Genomic DNA, 16,825 nt, shown 5'->3' on the forward strand with positions numbered 1-16,825 from the left:
AGCAATAGCGTTTCTTCTTTCTGTTTCTCCTCGTGGAATAATTTCGACGGTAAAGTGAGCACGAACCCCAATTCCCGGGTAGCGCCATCTTTAATGCCAAACTGGACTTATTGACTATTCCAACTGGATATAAGGCAAATTTCATGAGATGGCTATCGTTTGTAACTGGAACTGCAGATTGGCGAAAAACGTCAACAGTCGTGACCAAGTCAGGCATGGTTCTTAAATGGAAGGGGAACTCCATGAACTATTTCAATAGCATAAAACGGGTGGTGTTATTTTCGGCCGTAGCAGCGCTTTCAACGTCTGCGGCCTATGCCGAAACCACGGTCGTGGTCGGTTATCAGCAGATCGTCGGGCCGTTTCTGACCGCAATCGCTAACGGAAAATTCGATGCGGCAGCCAAGGAAGCCGGATACAAGATTGACTGGCGCCAGTTCGCATCGGGTGGCGATATTTCGACGGCACTTGCTTCCGGCAACGTGCCGATAGGCGTTATCGGTTCAACGGGTATCGCAGCAGCCGCCACACGCGGTGTTGACCTTCAACTCTTCTGGATTCTCGATAATATCGGCAAATCGGAAGCACTGGTAGCGCGCGAAGGTTCGGGCATAGAGAAGCCGGAAGACCTCAAGGGCAAGAAGGTCGGCGTGCCTTTCGTCTCGACCTCGCATTTCCATCTCCTTGTCGGCATGAGCGACATCTGGAAGATCAATCCGCGCGACGCGGAAATACTCAACATGACACCGCCGCAGATCGTTGCCGCCTGGCAGCGCGGCGATATCGACGCGGCCTATGTCTGGCCCCCTGCTCTTTCCGAAATCCTCAAGACCGGCAAGGAAATTGCCAATTCCGAAGAAATTGGCGCGAAAAGCGTCCCGACTTTCGACGGCCTTGTGGTGGATAAGAGCTTCGCCAGCGAAAACCCCAAATTCATGACCGCCTTCACCACGGTGCTGAAGGATGCCTATGCCGACTATAAGGCCAATGGCGGCCAGTGGACAGCAGACTCCGAACAGGTCAAAGGCATGGTCAAGCTGATCGGTGGTAATGCCGCTGACATACCGGGCGCACTCGCGCTGTTGTCCTTCCCCACAGTGGAAGAACAAGCCTCCCCGACATGGCTCGGCGGTGGCAAGGACAGCGGAGCGCTCAAATCCGTCACCCAGAGTGCAAAATTTCTTGTCGACCAAAAACAGCTCGACCAAGCTCTGGATGACTATAGCGGCAACGTGAATGGCAGTTTTGCCGAAGCCGCAGCGAAGTAATTACGTAAAGTAATTCAAGCGCCTCCGCCAGCGGCATGCCTTCGGGCAAGCCGCTGAACCGAGACGGTTCCTGCAATGTTGTGTGTGCATTCTGGCTTTTGCCGGAACCGCTTCTTCGTTCCCGAAAGGTGACGTAATGGAAACCTTGAACGTATCGAATGTCAGTCTGACCTATCCCGGTCTTTATGTGGAAGAAGCCGTGATTGCGCTGAAGGGCGTTAATTTGCGGATCGACAGCGGGGATTTCGTGGTGGCGCTTGGTGCGTCCGGCTGCGGCAAGACCACGCTTCTCAATCTGATGGCAGGGTTCATGATCCCGTCATCCGGCGAAATCACGTTGGGCGGAAGGCAAGTGCGTGGTCCCGGCGCCGACCGGGGTGTCGTGTTCCAGAAACATGCTCTGCTTCCCTGGCTCAATGTCGTTGACAACACCGAGTTTGGCCTGAAGCTTCAAGGTGTACCGAAGGCAGAACGCCGGGCGCGTGCCACGAAAAATCTGGCGCTGGTCGGCCTGCAGGATTTCCACAATCACAAGATTTACCAGCTTTCCGGCGGTATGCAGCAGCGTGTCGGCATTGCTCGCGCACTGACCTGCGACCCGGCGATGCTGCTTATGGACGAGCCCATGGCAGCGCTTGATGCCCTCACCCGCGAAACAATCCAGGAATTGCTTTTGCGGGTATGGCAAGTGACCAACAAAATGTTCTTCTTCATCACTCACAGCGTCGAAGAGGCCTTGTTCCTCGGTTCGCGGCTGATCGTCATGTCGCCGCGCCCCGGACGGATCACCCATACCTATGATCTGGATTTCAACCGACGCTTTCTGGAATGCGGTGACGCGCGCGCCGTCAAGTCCAGTCCCGACTTCATCAAGATGCGTGAGACAATTCTGGGGATTATCTATGGCGATGAACGTGCATCAGGAAACCCGGAACTGGTCCATGCTTGAGTTCGTAACTCGGGCAAGACCAGTCAAACCCGGTAAAATCTATGGCGCCCCCGGCGACGGCAATAGCGGCTTCATCAGCCTTGTAACCGCACTGATTTTGCTGGGGCTCTGGTTTCTCGTAACGGGAATGGGCTGGGTCAAACCGCTGTTTCTCCCCTCTCCCTTCGCTGTCTATGGCAAGTTCATGGTTGCCATGACAGACGGCGTGGCAAACTCCACTCTGGCCGAACATACGCTCGCCAGCCTTGGACGTGTATTGGGTGCCTTCGCGATTGCCTGCATCACGGCAATTCCCATCGGCATCATGATGGGTATGAGCAGCTTTGTTCGTGGCGTGCTGGACCCGATTATCGAGTTTTACCGACCACTGCCGCCGCTTGCCTACCTGCCGCTGATCATCATCTGGCTTGGTATTGGCGAGTTCCCGAAGGTGTTCCTCATCTTTCTCGCGATCTTTGCGCCAATGGCGATCGCAGCGAGAGCTGGCGTGCGCTCGGTCTCAACCGAACAGATCCATGCCGCCTATGCGATGGGCGCATCCCGGACGCAGGTAATAACGCAGGTCATCATGAAAGCGGCCATGCCGGAAATCTTCACCGGCATGCGCATCGGGATCGGTGTGGGCTGGACGACGCTGGTAGCGGCGGAAATGGTGGCGGCACATCGCGGTCTTGGCTTCATGGTACTCAATGCAGCGCAGTTTTTGGCCAGCGACACCGTCATCATGGGCATCATCGTCATCGGTGTGTTCGCTTTCGCCTTCGACCTTTTGATCCGTTACATGGAAAAGGTCCTCATCCCGTGGAAGGGTAAAGTCTGATGGCGCTGCAACCGCTTTAACCAGCCCGACCGAAATCCAATTCACAATATCAATCGCGCGGCAACTCTGCCGCGCCACAGGAAGCTTTGCCCGAAATCAGGGCAGATTTCAGACGTATCAAGGAGCATTCGAATGTCCGCCGGACAACTCACAGAGAAGCATTTTTCCGACCTCTTCGACGCCTTCAACCGGCACGACATCGACGCGATCATGGCCTTCTTTGCCGACGATTGCGTGTTTTACACCATCGGTGGTGAGGAAGTTTACGGCACCCGTCTCGAAGGCAAGGATGCGATTGCCAAGGCTTTTTCCGGCGTCTGGGCCGCGATGCCCGACGTGAAATGGGACGGACACAGACATTTCGTGAGCGGCGACCGTGCCGTGTCCGAATGGACCTTTCGCGGAACGGATGCCAACGGCGCACGCGTCGAGGCAGAAGGCTGCGATCTCTTCACACAGCGCGACGGCAAGATCGTCCGCAAACAGGCATTCCGCAAGAACCGGCCTTTGCTGAAGGCGTAAGCCCCAACATCGCCAGTCGGTGTTTTGGAGGACCGACATATGGATACCCACACTCTCAACAGTTTCTCGGCCACCCAGCCATTCGACCCCGCTTATGATCCGGTGGTTTCGAAGACGCCAGGACAAGGCCGCGACTATGCCCCGACTTACTGGATAGGCACTGCCGGACCGGCGCCGGAGGACGATGGCCCTATTCGCGGAGACGTCGATGCCGATGTCGTTATCGTCGGCTCAGGCTATACCGGTCTTTCGGCGGCAATCCATCTCGCTCGGGATCATGGCGTCAAGGCCGTGGTGCTGGAAGCAAATGGCGTCGCCTGGGGCTGCAGCACCCGCAATGGCGGTCAGGCGCAGATTTCAGCCGGCCGGCTCAAGCGTTCACAATGGATCGAGCGCTGGGGTGTGGACGTCGCCCGGAAATTGCATAAGGAAATTGCCGAGGGTTTTGATCTCTTTCGTTCACTCATTGCCGAACCGGAAATTGATTGTGATCCGCAGGATGGCGGTCATCTCTACATCGCCCATCGCGACAAGGTCATTCCTTCGCTGGAGAAAGAATCCCGACTGCTGAACGACGTATTCGGCTATCGGACGCGCATGGTCGGTCGCGACGAGATTCACCGCGATTTCATCCGGGATCAAGAAGCTCGCGGAGCTATGTATGAGCCAGACGGCATTGGCATTCACGCCGCGAAACTTGCCTTCGGCTATCTCCGGCTTGCACGCAAGCTGGGCGCAAAGGTGCATACCGCAAGCCCGGTTCTCAGCTGCCGCAAGAACGGCAATGTATTCCATCTCAACACGCCGAACGGTACGGTCACGGCGCGACAGGTTTGCTTCGCGACAGCGGGATACACCTCACCCGGCCTCCATCCTCTCACCCGTTACCGGCTGATGCCGGTGCTGTCGAACTCTGTCGTGACACGCCCACTGACGCCCGATGAAATTGAAGCATGCGGCCCCAAGACCGGTATTCCGCTAACCGACACGCGCACGCTTCGTCACTATTATCGTTTTCTGCCTGACGGGCGGATGCAGATCGGTAGCCGCAGCGCCATTACCGGGGCTGATGCACCGAACCCTAAACATTACGATCTGCTGCTTTCGGGCCTTTACCGGAAGTTCCCGGCTCTGAAAGGCATCAAGGTCGATTATTCCTGGTGGGGGTGGGTCGATGTCAGTCATGACATGATGCCCCGCATCTATCGTCCTGATCCGACGCAGGAAATCTACTATGCCATGGGCTACGGCGGCAACGGCGTGATGTATTCAGCGCAGGCCGGACGCCGGGTTGCCCAACTGATGACGGGTCGGGGACAGGAACTCGACCTGCCGATCTTCACCTCCGAACTGCCGAGTTACGGCATGCTGACGCCATTCAGGCGCATAGGCCAGCGCGCAATGTATCACTGGTATGCGCTGAAAGACGAAGTTCTCTGAATTCCAAGGAAAGGTACGCGCCATGAAAATGACGACGGAAGAAGCATTTGTTAAGGTTTTGCAGATGCATGGGATAGAACATGCATTCGGGATCATCGGCTCCGCGATGATGCCGGTATCGGATTTGTTTCCGAAGGCGGGCATTACCTTCTGGGATTGCGCCCATGAGACGAATGCGGCGCTGATCTGCGACGGTTATACCCGCGTGACAGGCAAGATGGGCATGGCGATTGCTCAGAACGGGCCCGGCGTAACCGGCTTCGTGACTGCCATCAAGACTGCTTACTGGAACCACACGCCGATGCTGCTTGTCTCTCCACAGGCTGCCAACAAGACCATCGGTCAGGGCGGTTTTCAGGAAGTTGACCAGATGGCCCTGTTCGAAGAGATGGTCTGCTATCAGGAAGAAGTGCGCGATGCGACCCGCATTCCCGAAGTGCTGAACCGCGTGATCGAGAAGGCATGGCGCGGCTGTGCACCGGCACAGATCAACGTTCCCCGTGATTTCTGGACCCAGGTCATCGACGTCGACCTGCCACAGATCGTCCGGCTGGAACGCCCGAGCGGCGGACGCGATGCCATTGCCGAGGCTGCAAAACTACTGACCAATGCGAAATTCCCGGTCATCCTTAACGGGGCCGGTGTCGTTATCGGCGGTGCGATCCCTGAATCCATCGTGCTTGCCGAAAGGCTCGATGCGCCGGTCTGCTGCGGCTATCAGCATAATGATGCCTTTCCCGGCACCCATCCGCTGTCCGCAGGTCCACTCGGCTACAATGGCTCCAAGGCCGCGATGGAGCTGATCTCCAAGGCCGATGTGGTTCTGGCGCTCGGCACCCGCCTCAATCCGTTCTCGACCCTACCCGGCTACGGCATCGATTATTGGCCGAAAGATGCAAAGATCATCCAGGTCGACATCAATCCTGATCGTATCGGCCTCACCAAGAAGATCTCGGTCGGCATTTGCGGCGATGCCAAGCAGGTTGCGCAGCAGATTCTCGACCAGATGGGAGCCAATGCGGGCAATGCAGGTCGCGACGAGCGCAAGCAGCTCATCCATCAGCGTAAATCCGCCTGGTTGCAGCAACTTTCCTCGATGGATCATGAGGATGACGATCCGGGCACGCATTGGAATGCCGGTGCGCGCGAGCGCGAGAAGGACCGCATGTCGCCGCGGCAGGCATGGCGTGCCATTCAGGCTGGAATGCCGAAGAACGCCATCATGTCCACCGACATCGGCAATAACTGCGCCATCGGGAACGCCTATCCAAGCTTCGAACACGGACGCAAATATCTGGCGCCGGGCATGTTCGGCCCCTGCGGTTATGGCTTCCCATCCATCGTCGGCGCCAAGATCGGCCAGCCTGACACGCCAGTGGTCGGCTTTGCAGGCGACGGTGCGTTCGGCATATCCATGAACGAGATGACCTCCATCGGTCGCAAGGGCTGGCCTGCGATCACCATGGTCATCTTCCGCAACTATCAGTGGGGTGCTGAAAAGCGCAATACGACGCTGTGGTACGACAACAACTTCGTCGGCACCGAGCTCAATCCGAACCTGAGCTACGCCAAGGTGGCGGATGGCTGCGGCCTGAAAGGCGTGACCGTCGATAACCAGCAGGCGCTGACCGAAGCCTTGCAGACGGCAATCAACGAGCAGGCCAAGGGGGTGACTACCTTCATCGAAGTCGTGCTCAATCAGGAACTGGGCGAACCATTCCGCCGCGATGCGATGAAGAAACCCGTTGTCGTGGCCGGCATCGACAAGGCCGACATGCGCCAGCAAATGCCCGTCTGAACCAGTCCGTCAGTGATCAGGCCGGGAGCGCAACTCCCGGCCTTTTGAAGAGATTACGCCATGCTGCCGTTGGAAAAGATTTTTGAGAAAGCTCGTTCGAGGCCACGTCACATCGTGCTGGCCGAGGGCGAAGATCCGCGCATCATCGATGCGGCGCTCCGTGCCGAACGCGAAGCCATTGCCCGCATCACGCTTCTGGGCTCCGAAAGCGTCATCAGCAGGCAGATTGACGGCTCAAAGATCGCGATCATAAATCCAGTAGTATCGGGCAAAAGCGCGGATTATGCGCAAAAACTCTATCGGCTGCGTCAGGCCAAGGGCATGACGGAAGAACAGGCCGAGGCGATGGTGAAGACGCCACTCGGCTTCGCCGCCATGATGGTACGCGAAGGCGATGCGGATGGGACGGTGGCTGGCGCAGTCGCAACGACAGCCGATGTGGTGCGCCATGCCCTGCAGATCATTGGTAAGGCCGACGGCGCATCGCTCGTCTCAAGCTTCTTCCTGATGCTGCTGTGCCAGTCTCATCATCAGAAGAAAGGCGCTTTCGTCTTTGCCGATTGCGGCCTCGTGGTGGAACCGGATTCCGCACAACTTGCCGACATCGCCATACAGTCGGCAGATTCATACCGCCAGCTCACGGAAAAAGATGCGGCCGTTGCCATGTTGTCCTTCTCCACCGGCGGCAGCGCTGCGCATGAGCGTGTGTCAAAGGTCGTTCAGGCAACCCGGACGGTGCGGGAGCGTAAGCCTGATCTGTGCATCGATGGAGAATTACAGTTCGACACGGCATTCGTCGAGGCAATCAGCCATGCCAAATCGCCGGATTCACCGCTCAAGGGCAATGCCAACGTCTTTGTGTTCCCCAATCTCGAAGCCGCCAATATAGGCTACAAGATTGCCCAGCGTATTGGTGGGGCGCAGGCCATAGGCCCTGTGCTTCAGGGCCTCGCCAAACCCGCCAATGACCTCTCACGCGGGTGCAGCGCTGACGATGTCCTCCACATGATCGCTATAACCGTCAATCAGGCAAAGTGAAGGACATCGCGCCGCTATTCGCGAACCGCTAAGACTTCAGGAAGCGCGTGGCGATGCCGTTGAGAAACTGTGGCAGTACCGTAAAGGCATAGGGTGCATAGACCCGCTCCAATCGCTGATGATACTCGCGGCCCCACGGGCCGATATTCACCACCGGATAAGAAAGCGCTTTCGGATTGGCGCGGTCGATAAATTGAGCCGCTGGTGTGTTGGCCGCAATGACTTCACTATCCGTCGCGTCGGGGATATGACCGAAGAAGCTCATATCTGAAATACCGGCGAAAATTTCACGATACCGGATCGTCGTTTCGAACTGGCGCTCTGCATGCGCGCGTGCGGTTTCCAGAGCTTCTGCGAAACGCCGTTCTTCGGCCGTTTCGACACCCATGCGAACGTGAGGATAGACGAGACTTCCGAAGCCGATGATAACCGTCGGGCCTGTAATGCGTGCCTCGGCAACCATGGCGTTGACGAGTTCCCGCGTGATGAGAAGCGGGTTATCGCTGCTTGAAAGTTCAGCTTCCAGTGCCGCTATCCGTTCCAGTGCCGCATCACCACCAATACGCCGGACTTCGTCGCGCAACTCGGCCGTGGTCAGAATTCTGCCCTTGTGATTGGCATCTGCATCGCTGCCAACCAGCTTTGCAAAGCGCTCCGCCTCCACATTGAAGTGCGTGATCGCCCGATCCAGCGCCTCATCGACAATTGCCTTGAACCGCTGGAACAAAGCATCAGGCGAGACGGAATGGGTCAGCCAGTTGAAAGCAATCCACGTCCGTTCCGGTGTGGTCACTTCATAACCACCGCGAAAATCCCGCGCTTCAAGGCAGATTGGAGGTGGCGAAACTTCGCCATCCGCCGTGTCGCTAAGGGCTGCATTGGCTTCCACCGCCCGCATGATTTCCGATGCAATGAGATGCGCGCTGACACCTTCAAACGGATAACTCGCATGAGAAGGCTGTCCGACGACAAAAGCAAAGGGAAGCTGCTTGCCGATTGTGCCCCGATAGATGGCTCGGCCTTCCACACCGTCACCCTGATCGCTCGTTGCGTCAAGATTGATACCGGCAACGATATCGAGGCCCCAGCGTTCGGCAAGTTCCGGCAACGCATCGCGCAGGCTGCGCATTCCCCGCGAACCACGCTCTTCGTCAGGTGTCGCAAACAAAATCAGATTGCCTTCGCGATCTACCCGCTGCGAGAAATGTTCCAACGTTGCGATACCGGCTGCAACACCGCTTTTCATGTCGAGCATGCCCCGACCGGGAATGTAATTTCCGCTCTGGAAGTCGGCGAGTGCCTTTTCCTCGTTCGGTGCAAGCGGACGGCTGGTAAGATCGGCCAGAAGAGCTTCCAGCAAAGCATCCGGCTCGAAAGCAAGATGTTTCAAATCGCGATAATTTGCAGTTTCCACCACATCGAAGTGCCCCGCCAGAGCCAGAGTTCGTCGCCCGGCGCCGCGCACGACGGCGATAACATTCTTGGTCATCGGCGAGCCGTGACTGTCGATGACGGCAATATCGTCAGGGTTCTTTTGGAAATAGGGGATCTCGCGCAAAAGCTCAGCCAGCTTCAGCCCGAACGATGCCTCGTCAGGTGTTCCCGTTTCGCTCGGCCATCTCACCATGCGATAGGAGAGTTCTCGCACCCGTTCTGTCGGGTTCCATTCATTTGGGGATGCCACGGTCTTTCCTCGCTCAATAGTTCCCCGTCTCCGTGCCTTGGGGAAGGCACAGGCGGGTTTTCAAATCTGGTTTAAACGTCGACTTACTGGTTGAGATGCTTTCGCAGGAACGCTCTCGTTCTTTCATTTTCCGGATTGGTGAAGATCACATCCGGCTTGCCTTCCTCGACGACAACGCCCTTGTCCATGAACAGAACCTTGTCTGAAACTTCGGCGGCAAAACGCATTTCGTGGGTCACGATCAGCATGGTCATGTGTTCCTGCGCGAGCTGTTTCATGACCTGATTGACTTCCTCGACCAGTTCCGGATCGAGCGCAGAAGTCGCCTCGTCGAACAGCATGACTTTCGGCTGCATCGCCAGTGCACGGGCAATAGCCACGCGCTGTTTCTGCCCGCCCGACAGACGCGACGGATACATTGACGCCTTATCGGCAAGACCGACCTTCTTCAAAAGAGAAACGGCCAGCTCCTGCGCTTCCTGCTTGCTCTTGCCCTTCAACTTGATGGGTCCGAGTGTGATGTTTTCCATGACATTGAGATGCGGAAACAGATTGAAGTGCTGGAAAACCATGCCCATCTGCTGGCGCACGGCATTGATATGCCGCTCGAAGGAGCGTCCGCTCAACGACTGGTTTACCTGCACGCCGTCCAGCAATATCTGGCCTGAGTTGACCGTTTCCAGATGGTTGATGGAGCGCAGCAAAGTACTTTTGCCGGAACCGGACGGCCCGATAATGGCGATAATCTGGCCGCGTTCAACAGACAGGTTGATGCCCTTGAGAACTTCGAGCGCGCCATAAGACTTGTGGACGTCGCGCACTTCCACCATGGGTTTGCTGTTGCTCATCGGTAAGCCTCGACTTTCTTTTCCATCCAGTGCAATCCGGCTTCCAGGATGAGATTGAGTACGTAGAAGATCACTGCGGCAGTGATGTAGAATTCAAACGGGCTGTAGGTTTCGCTGATCGCCTGCTGCGAAGCGTGAACCAGCTCGGTAATACCGATTACCGACACGAGCGCCGTGTCCTTCAAAAGCGCAATCAGATTGTTGCCCACCTGTGGCAACGCATTGCGGACGGCCTGCGGCACGATGATGTAGCGCAGCGTCTGACCGCTGCCGAAACCCAGCGAACGGGCACCTTCATTCTGCCCCGGATCGACAGTCAGGATCGCGGTGCGGAAGATATCCGAATTATAGACCGCAAAATGCAGGCCAAGGCCGATGATGCCAGTCCATACGGCTGGAATGTTGATGCCGATCTGCGACAGGCCGTAATAGAGCAGGAACAGCTGCAGAAGCAGCGGCGTGCCCATGAACAGCCAGATGAAGAAACGGACAGGGTAACGCACCAGCCAGTTGCCATAGAGAACGAGCAAGGCAAAAGCGATACCGCCGAAGAAGCTGACGATGGATGAGGACACGGCGATGATGAGCGTCCACCAGATGCCGGTCATCAGAAGTTCAGTATAGGGCGGGACGATAGAGAAATCGAGTTGCATGGGATCACCGCCTATTTGAGTGCATAGCGGGCTTCGAGGAAATCGACGAAGCGTGCAACGATATAAATGAGGACCATGTAGATGGCCGCGGCGATGCCGAAGATTTCAAACGGACGATAGGTCGAGCCGATGAAACGTTGAGCCGTGTAAGTCAGTTCAACCACGGAAATCGCGGAAACGAGAGCAGACCCCTTGATCAGCATGACTGTATTGACACCGAGCGAACGGATCATGAGCCGCGCTGCCTGCGGCAACACCACAAAGCGCATCGACTGTCCGTTGCTGAAGCCAATGGAACGGGCGGCTTCGTTCTGCCCGGTATCGACCGTCAGAATGGCGCCTCGCATGGCTTCGGCGTAATATGCGCCAATATTAAGACCGAGACCGATGGCACCGGCTGCAAACGGCTCAAGATTGATGCCGATCTGCGGGCCGCCGAAATAGAGAACGAAAAGCTGCAGAAGGCATGGTGTGCCGCGAAAAACGCTGACATAGGCCGTACCGATGAAACGCAACGGCCAGAAACGCGATAGTTTTGCAGATGTGGCAAGCGCACCGACGCTCAACCCGATCAGAATGGCAAGCGCCGATATTTCGACGGTAACCAGGGCGGCCTCCAAAAAATATGGAAAGACCTCCACCATCAAAGAGAAGTTCATTATCTCCCCTTTCCTGTCTGGAAAACCAAGCCGGAAAGAAATGTTGCCGGGACAATTGCGTTAATAGCTGTCCCGGCTCGGGGTTTCATGCGGTTAGCGGATGTCGCGACCGATCCACTTGGTCGAGATTTTCTCGTAGGTGCCGTCCGCTTTCATGTCGTCGAGAGCCTTGTTGATCGCATCCTTAAGCTCAGGGTTACCCTTGCGCAGAGCAATGCCGACATTGTCGGTGCCCTGAAGTTCAGGCGTATCGAGCTGACGAACCTTTTCGCCGCTTTCCTTGATGGCGATCAGGATCGGAATGTCATCCGATGCAATGGCGTCCACGCGACCTGAACGAAGCTCAAGCAGCAGTTCCGGGATGCCCTTATAGGTACGGACGGTCCAGCCGCCCTGCTCGCGCGCCCACTTGTCGCTGGTTTCGCCAAGCGTCACGGCAATGGTCTTGCCATGTTTCAGTTCGTCCATGGACTTCACCGGCGAGGCTTCCGTCACGAAAATTCCACGGCCACCGCGATAGTAAGGGCCTGCGAAATCGACAGCCTTTTCGCGTTCCGGCGTGATGCTCATGCTGCCGACGACCACATCGAACTTGCCTGCGCGCAGGCCTGCAATGATGCCGTCGAAAGCGGTGGTCACGACAACCGGCTTTACATCAAGGCGCTTGGCAATTTCGGTGCCGATATCGACGTCGAAACCAACCACCTGGTTCTTACCATCAACAAAACTGAATGGCGGGAAAACACCGCTCATGCCGATGCGCAACTCGCCGCTCTGCTTGACCTTTTCGAGGTCGTCCGCATGAGCGGGAGCGAGCATCATCAGCGCACCGACGCCAGCGGCAATGAGCGAAGACAGAAGGGTTTTCATTTCATTTTCTCCTAAGTGATCGTATCGCGATCACGGGCGATGCCCGTTCCGAGCGCCCGGCTGGACGCATCTTTCCAGATCGTCGACGCCCGACGGGCGACGGCAAATTTCTTGGGAAAACAGATTCGGAACAGGCAAGAACGATATGCTCTGGTTACCCAGGAGCGGGAGAAAGAAAAGCTCCATCGATCCACCTCCGAAATTCCCCTTGCCGGTTGCGTTGCTTGCTTATCCGGCTTGTTTGTTTTCAAGCACGCTAACGGAGCAAAGGATCAACGAAAACGTCAATTCTGTATAGAAATGTCCAGCAATCTGCGATAAACGCAATCAAACTGACGAAATCATCAAATGGCGGTGTGGTGATGGATGATCTGGATCAACGATTAATATCGGAACTGCGCATCAATGCGCGTGCGTCCATTCCGACTCTCGCCAGCATTTTGGGTGTGGCGCGGGGCACGATCCAAAGCCGGATGGAACGCCTGATCGCATCAGGCGTCATTGCGGGCTTTACAGTCAGATTGAAGGATCATGGTGCCACCGACATGATCCGCGGCATCATGATGATCGAATTGACCGGGCGAAACATCAAAAGCGTGATAGCGACTTTACGCAAGAACCCCGGCTTTTCTGCGGTGAACACCACGAATGGTACGTGGGACCTGATCGCCGAGATCGAAGTCCCCAACATGAATGAATTTCACCGGCTGGTAACAGGTATCCGCGCCATGGACGGGATCGCGAAATCCGAGACACACATCTTTCTCGGACCCGCCTGAACCTTCGGTTGCCTATTCCGCCGCTTCAGCCACATAACCGAACTGCATGATGGCATCCGGCGCAACAACACCCGGCAGAATACGGCCGTCATCCACCGGCGCGCCCATCTGGGTGGCCATGGGAATGACGCCCGCCCAGATTGGCAGGGCATAATCGGCATCGTCATCCTTCGGCGGACCGGAGCGAACCTTTGCTGACGCTTCATTCAGTTCCAGTTCCAGAAGCATGGTGGCCTTCAGCTCCTTTGCCATCATCGGCCGCAGGCTTTCCCAGCGACCCGGAAAAAGGCCGTTTACGAAGCTGCGCAAGTGATGTTCCTTCACCGCGATGTCCGAAACTTTGCGCGCTGTCCCGAAAGCCATGACCGAACGGTAATTGCAGGAGTGGTGAAACGCCGAGCGAGCGAGGACCAGCCCGTCGAGCAACGTAAAGCTTACGCACACTTCTGCTTCGTCGCAGCTTTCCAGCATACGACTGGCGGATGATCCGTGCCAGTAAATGAAATCGCCTTCACGCCAGACCAGCGTGGGCGTGACATAGGGCGTTCCGTTGAACACATAGGCCACATGCGCCAGAGGCTGCGCATCGATGATTGCGTGAACCGTGGCTGCGTCATAGGCACCGCGCTCATGCAAGCGTTTTACACGGCTGCGTTCTGAAGGGGCTGTCGTCATGGCCGATTTTTCTCCTTTGTATTCGGCCAAACTGCCCTCATAGTGGCTTTGAGAAAATAGCCACTTTAAGAGAATACTATGATGCCAATTTCGAATACACTTCCAGAATTCGGGATTGATCGCTCCAGCGATGTCTCGCTGACCGCCCAACTGGTTGATCAGATAAGACAAGCGGTTTTAGCCGGACGCCTGAAACCCGATTCAAGGTTGCCGTCTACCCGCGCCTTATCTCTGGAACTCGGCCTGTCACGAACAACCGTTCTCGCGGCATTCGACCAGTTGATTGCCGAGGGCTATCTCGAAGGACGTCAAGGTTCCGGAACCCATGTCACCGCCGAACTTCCCGACACCAGTCTGACAGTCGACCATCCGCCCCTCGACGCGATAGTCCAGCCGCAGTTACATCACGAGAAAGCCAAACCTTTTCATCTTGGTGTATTTGATAGTGATCATTTCCCACACGACGAGTGGGGGAAGCTGCTCGGGCGCATCTGGCGCAACCCATCCCCTGAGCTGCTAAGCAGTGATGATGTGTTCGGCTTTCATCCTTTGCGATCTTCACTTGCCCGTCATTTGCACGAGTGGCGCGGGATGATTGTGTCACCAGAGCAGATTATCATTACCGGCGGCAGCGCAGACGCTCTTTCCCTCATTCGGGAGGCCCTGTTTGTACCGGGTGACAGACTGTGGATGGAGGAACCGGGCTATCCGCCCGCGCGCAAGATCCTTGGCGTCAATGGCCTCGACATCATTCCCGTCCCCATTGATGGCGGAGGCCTCGATGTTTCGACCGCGCGAGACAAGGCCAACAATGCGCGTGGAGCGTTTGTCACACCGGCACGGCACCACCCGACAGGCGTGACCATGCCATTAGGGCGCCGGCTGGAGCTGCTTGCCTGGGCAAGGGAATGCGACGCCATCATCATCGAGGACGATTATGACAGCGAGCACCGTTATGTCGGCCAGCCATTGCCATCCCTGATGTCGCTTGATCCAGATCGCATCCTTTATATCGGAAGTTTCTCCAAGGTCTTTTCGCCACTCCTGCGGCTCGGTTTTCTGATTGTACCGTCGCACATGACCACTCGATTCAGGGCGCTGCGACAAACCTTATTCCCAGCGCCATCGCCCTTGGCCCAACCGGCATTGGCCAGTTTTATCGAAACGGGAGCCTTTGCACAGCACATCAGGCGCATGCGGCGCATACATGCATCGCGGCGGCGTAAACTGATTGCAGCGCTCGCTCCCGGAGATCCGAAGTTTTTCCGAATTGAAGCCCCTCCTGCCGGGCTTTCATTGCTGCTGGCTTTGCCAGACGGGAAAAGCGATACGCGCCTTGCCACTATTCTTGCAGATGCTGGTATCGAGGCTCATCCGCTATCAACGCTCTATACAAAACTGACGCCACGTCAGGGGCTTATCCTCGGATTCTCAGGATTTGATGAAACCGCATTGGAGAATTCGGCAACAGCGCTGATAAAAATTCTTCAACAATCGAATTAGAGAATGTGCATTAGCAATTTCGTAAACTTTGGATTCAGCATTTCCCGGTAAGCTTTGATTAGCAATTAGCTCGGAGGGAGCGTTGCAGCCCATTTGTTTTGCGTTACGGGTGCTCATGCGTTCTTCGGTTGTATCAGTCATTGCCCTTGCCTGCGCCGCTTTGACGGGCTGTACGTCAAGTTCGGGCATCGACAGCATTATGCTCCAGTCGAAGACATCGGCTGAGACCACAAGTTCGGTGGCTCGCCCGGTTCCGCCCGCCCCCTTGAGCGAAATGGCGAGCGCACCGCAGCCGATGCCAGCTGCCGAGCAGGAAGAAGTTCTGGCTTGGGCCGGCCCCATTCCGGATGCGGGTCCGTTCAAGGCAGAACCGCCTGCTCCCGTTACACCGCAACCGCAGTTGCAGGAACGCCCTCAGGCGCGCATCTCTGTTCCAAAGCCGGAAGTCGCAGCCTATCCGCCGGTGCGCCTCGCACCACAGGAACGATCGAAAGTCTACAGCCACCGCTTTCGTGATGCGAAACCAATCAATTTCGGACGCTCATCGCCGCGCAAGCTGGCAGTGCACGGTGTGGACGTCTCCCGCTGGCAGGGTGATATCGATTGGGTGAGACTGCGCACGCAAGGTGCAAACTTCGCCTACATCAAGGCGACCGACGGCGGCGACCACCTCGATCCCATGTTCCGCAAGAACTGGCGCGAAGCGAAAGCAGCGGGCATCAAACGCGGCGCATACCACTTTTTCTACTGGTGCCGCGTGGCAAGCCAGCAGGCCGATTGGTTCATCCGCAATGTTCCAAAGGAAGCCGATGCGCTTCCACCTGTCATCGACGTAGAATGGAACGGCGATTCCTCCTGCAAGCGTCGGCCTTCTCCGGCGCAGGTGCGGGAAAAGATGCAGGTCTTCATGGACAGGCTGGAGCAGCATTATGGCAAGCGGCCAATCATCTATACAGCTCCGGACTTCTATGACGATAACCTGAAAGGTGCCTTCACCAACTATCCATTCTGGCTGCGTGCCGTTGCCCAGCATCCGTCGAAGGTCTATCCGGGTCGCCCATGGACCTTCTGGCAGTATTCTGGGTCGGGTCTGTCGCAGGGCGTGAACGGTAAGATTGACCTGAACGTTTTCCACGGCTCAGAGGACGACTGGCACAGATGGCTGGCGCGTGCCGCCAGCTAAACAGCGAGAAACTGGCCAGAAGCCGGTTTGGATGTTATGAAGTTATATCAGGGATAACCGAAGCTTTGCCTCGAAACCCGGCATGCAATATCGCCATGCCGGGCCATTTGCTGCCCGCATGGTGTTACCATGAAAG

General features: G+C 56.6%; 16 protein-coding genes. 10 read left to right on the plus strand and 6 right to left on the minus strand.

Annotated elements, in window-relative coordinates; genetic code table 11:
- Positions 1-242: 242 nt before the first annotated feature.
- From tauA to pta, 7 genes are all read left to right on the plus strand, one after another.
- Positions 243-1,268 (plus strand): taurine ABC transporter substrate-binding protein, encoded by a 1,026-nt coding sequence (tauA, locus tag ABDF71_RS15195; RefSeq protein WP_029927520.1) that lies wholly within the window; start codon positions 243-245, stop codon positions 1,266-1,268.
- Positions 1,269-1,404: 136 nt separating this feature from the next.
- Complete coding sequence (locus ABDF71_RS15200) at positions 1,405-2,217, plus strand: taurine ABC transporter ATP-binding protein (protein ID WP_010658704.1); 813 nt, start codon at positions 1,405-1,407, stop codon at positions 2,215-2,217.
- Positions 2,210-3,037: an ABC transporter permease subunit gene (locus ABDF71_RS15205; protein ID WP_010658703.1), complete on the plus strand. Its 828-nt coding sequence runs from the start codon at positions 2,210-2,212 to the stop codon at positions 3,035-3,037. The genes ABDF71_RS15200 and ABDF71_RS15205 overlap by 8 nt, the downstream gene beginning before the upstream one ends.
- 132 nt (positions 3,038-3,169) lie before the next feature.
- Positions 3,170-3,559, plus strand: a complete 390-nt coding sequence (locus ABDF71_RS15210) for a nuclear transport factor 2 family protein (protein ID WP_012092921.1) — start codon at positions 3,170-3,172, stop codon at positions 3,557-3,559.
- 39 nt (positions 3,560-3,598) lie between these two features.
- Positions 3,599-4,999 (plus strand): NAD(P)/FAD-dependent oxidoreductase, encoded by a 1,401-nt coding sequence (locus ABDF71_RS15215; protein ID WP_071634048.1) that lies wholly within the window; start codon positions 3,599-3,601, stop codon positions 4,997-4,999.
- Between the two features lie 22 nt (positions 5,000-5,021).
- On the plus strand, positions 5,022-6,797 hold the full coding sequence (gene xsc, locus ABDF71_RS15220; RefSeq protein WP_151663843.1) for a sulfoacetaldehyde acetyltransferase: 1,776 nt from the start codon (positions 5,022-5,024) through the stop codon (positions 6,795-6,797).
- 60 nt (positions 6,798-6,857) lie between these two features.
- Positions 6,858-7,835: a phosphate acetyltransferase gene (pta, locus tag ABDF71_RS15225; RefSeq protein ID WP_036586318.1), complete on the plus strand. Its 978-nt coding sequence runs from the start codon at positions 6,858-6,860 to the stop codon at positions 7,833-7,835.
- Between the two features lie 28 nt (positions 7,836-7,863).
- Here pta and ABDF71_RS15230 read toward each other — a convergent pair whose 3' ends face one another.
- From ABDF71_RS15230 to ABDF71_RS15250, 5 genes are all read right to left on the minus strand, one after another.
- Positions 7,864-9,462, minus strand: coding sequence for a M20/M25/M40 family metallo-hydrolase (locus ABDF71_RS15230; protein WP_258124429.1), 1,599 nt, complete (start codon positions 9,460-9,462; stop codon positions 7,864-7,866).
- A gap of 140 nt (positions 9,463-9,602) precedes the next feature.
- The gene (locus tag ABDF71_RS15235) at positions 9,603-10,367 is read right to left on the minus strand and encodes an amino acid ABC transporter ATP-binding protein (protein ID WP_029927530.1); all 765 of its coding nucleotides are present in this window, start codon (positions 10,365-10,367) and stop codon (positions 9,603-9,605) included.
- Positions 10,364-11,020, minus strand: a complete 657-nt coding sequence (locus ABDF71_RS15240) for an amino acid ABC transporter permease (RefSeq protein ID WP_010658696.1) — start codon at positions 11,018-11,020, stop codon at positions 10,364-10,366. Before ABDF71_RS15240 ends, ABDF71_RS15235 begins: the two co-directional genes overlap by 4 nt.
- An 11-nt stretch (positions 11,021-11,031) precedes the next feature.
- A complete protein-coding gene (locus tag ABDF71_RS15245; protein WP_012092914.1) occupies positions 11,032-11,679 on the minus strand; it encodes an amino acid ABC transporter permease in 648 nt (215 codons plus the stop codon).
- 93 nt (positions 11,680-11,772) lie between these two features.
- On the minus strand, positions 11,773-12,549 hold the full coding sequence (locus tag ABDF71_RS15250; protein WP_151663844.1) for an ABC transporter substrate-binding protein: 777 nt from the start codon (positions 12,547-12,549) through the stop codon (positions 11,773-11,775).
- A 362-nt stretch (positions 12,550-12,911) separates the two neighbouring features.
- Between ABDF71_RS15250 and ABDF71_RS15255 the strand changes: the two genes are divergently transcribed.
- Positions 12,912-13,328: an Lrp/AsnC family transcriptional regulator gene (locus tag ABDF71_RS15255; protein ID WP_010658693.1), complete on the plus strand. Its 417-nt coding sequence runs from the start codon at positions 12,912-12,914 to the stop codon at positions 13,326-13,328.
- A 12-nt stretch (positions 13,329-13,340) separates the two neighbouring features.
- Here the strand turns inward: ABDF71_RS15255 and ABDF71_RS15260 are convergent, their stop codons facing one another.
- Complete coding sequence (locus tag ABDF71_RS15260; RefSeq protein WP_151615640.1) at positions 13,341-14,003, minus strand: pyridoxamine 5'-phosphate oxidase family protein; 663 nt, start codon at positions 14,001-14,003, stop codon at positions 13,341-13,343.
- A gap of 78 nt (positions 14,004-14,081) precedes the next feature.
- On the opposite strand from ABDF71_RS15260, the gene pdxR reads away from it, so the two are divergent.
- Positions 14,082-15,506 (plus strand): MocR-like pyridoxine biosynthesis transcription factor PdxR, encoded by a 1,425-nt coding sequence (gene pdxR, locus ABDF71_RS15265; protein WP_235918647.1) that lies wholly within the window; start codon positions 14,082-14,084, stop codon positions 15,504-15,506.
- 115 nt (positions 15,507-15,621) lie between these two features.
- The gene (locus ABDF71_RS15270; RefSeq protein ID WP_012092909.1) at positions 15,622-16,689 is read left to right on the plus strand and encodes a glycoside hydrolase family 25 protein; all 1,068 of its coding nucleotides are present in this window, start codon (positions 15,622-15,624) and stop codon (positions 16,687-16,689) included.
- Positions 16,690-16,825 lie beyond the last annotated feature (136 nt).

It is taken from the genome of Ochrobactrum sp. WV_118_8 (assembly GCF_039631535.1).
GTDB lineage: Bacteria > Pseudomonadota > Alphaproteobacteria > Rhizobiales > Rhizobiaceae > Brucella > Brucella anthropi.

Bases quoted from the DNA above. Each gene is read 5' to 3' on its own strand.
- ABDF71_RS15210 (WP_012092921.1), top strand. From the start codon at position 3,170: ATGTCCGCCGGACAACTCACAGAGAAGCATTTTTCCGACCTCTTCGAC.
- ABDF71_RS15255 (WP_010658693.1), top strand. From the start codon at position 12,912: ATGGATGATCTGGATCAACGATTAATATCGGAACTGCGCATCAATGCG.
- ABDF71_RS15230 (WP_258124429.1), bottom strand. From the start codon at position 9,462: ATGGTGAGATGGCCGAGCGAAACGGGAACACCTGACGAGGCATCGTTC.
- xsc (WP_151663843.1), top strand. From the start codon at position 5,022: ATGAAAATGACGACGGAAGAAGCATTTGTTAAGGTTTTGCAGATGCAT.
- ABDF71_RS15205 (WP_010658703.1), top strand. From the start codon at position 2,210: ATGCTTGAGTTCGTAACTCGGGCAAGACCAGTCAAACCCGGTAAAATC.
- ABDF71_RS15270 (WP_012092909.1), top strand. From the start codon at position 15,622: ATGCGTTCTTCGGTTGTATCAGTCATTGCCCTTGCCTGCGCCGCTTTG.
- ABDF71_RS15200 (WP_010658704.1), top strand. From the start codon at position 1,405: ATGGAAACCTTGAACGTATCGAATGTCAGTCTGACCTATCCCGGTCTT.
- ABDF71_RS15250 (WP_151663844.1), bottom strand. From the start codon at position 12,549: ATGAAAACCCTTCTGTCTTCGCTCATTGCCGCTGGCGTCGGTGCGCTG.
- ABDF71_RS15260 (WP_151615640.1), bottom strand. From the start codon at position 14,003: ATGACGACAGCCCCTTCAGAACGCAGCCGTGTAAAACGCTTGCATGAG.
- ABDF71_RS15245 (WP_012092914.1), bottom strand. From the start codon at position 11,679: ATGAACTTCTCTTTGATGGTGGAGGTCTTTCCATATTTTTTGGAGGCC.
- ABDF71_RS15240 (WP_010658696.1), bottom strand. From the start codon at position 11,020: ATGCAACTCGATTTCTCTATCGTCCCGCCCTATACTGAACTTCTGATG.
- ABDF71_RS15215 (WP_071634048.1), top strand. From the start codon at position 3,599: ATGGATACCCACACTCTCAACAGTTTCTCGGCCACCCAGCCATTCGAC.
- pta (WP_036586318.1), top strand. From the start codon at position 6,858: ATGCTGCCGTTGGAAAAGATTTTTGAGAAAGCTCGTTCGAGGCCACGT.
- tauA (WP_029927520.1), top strand. From the start codon at position 243: ATGAACTATTTCAATAGCATAAAACGGGTGGTGTTATTTTCGGCCGTA.
- ABDF71_RS15235 (WP_029927530.1), bottom strand. From the start codon at position 10,367: ATGAGCAACAGCAAACCCATGGTGGAAGTGCGCGACGTCCACAAGTCT.
- pdxR (WP_235918647.1), top strand. From the start codon at position 14,082: ATGATGCCAATTTCGAATACACTTCCAGAATTCGGGATTGATCGCTCC.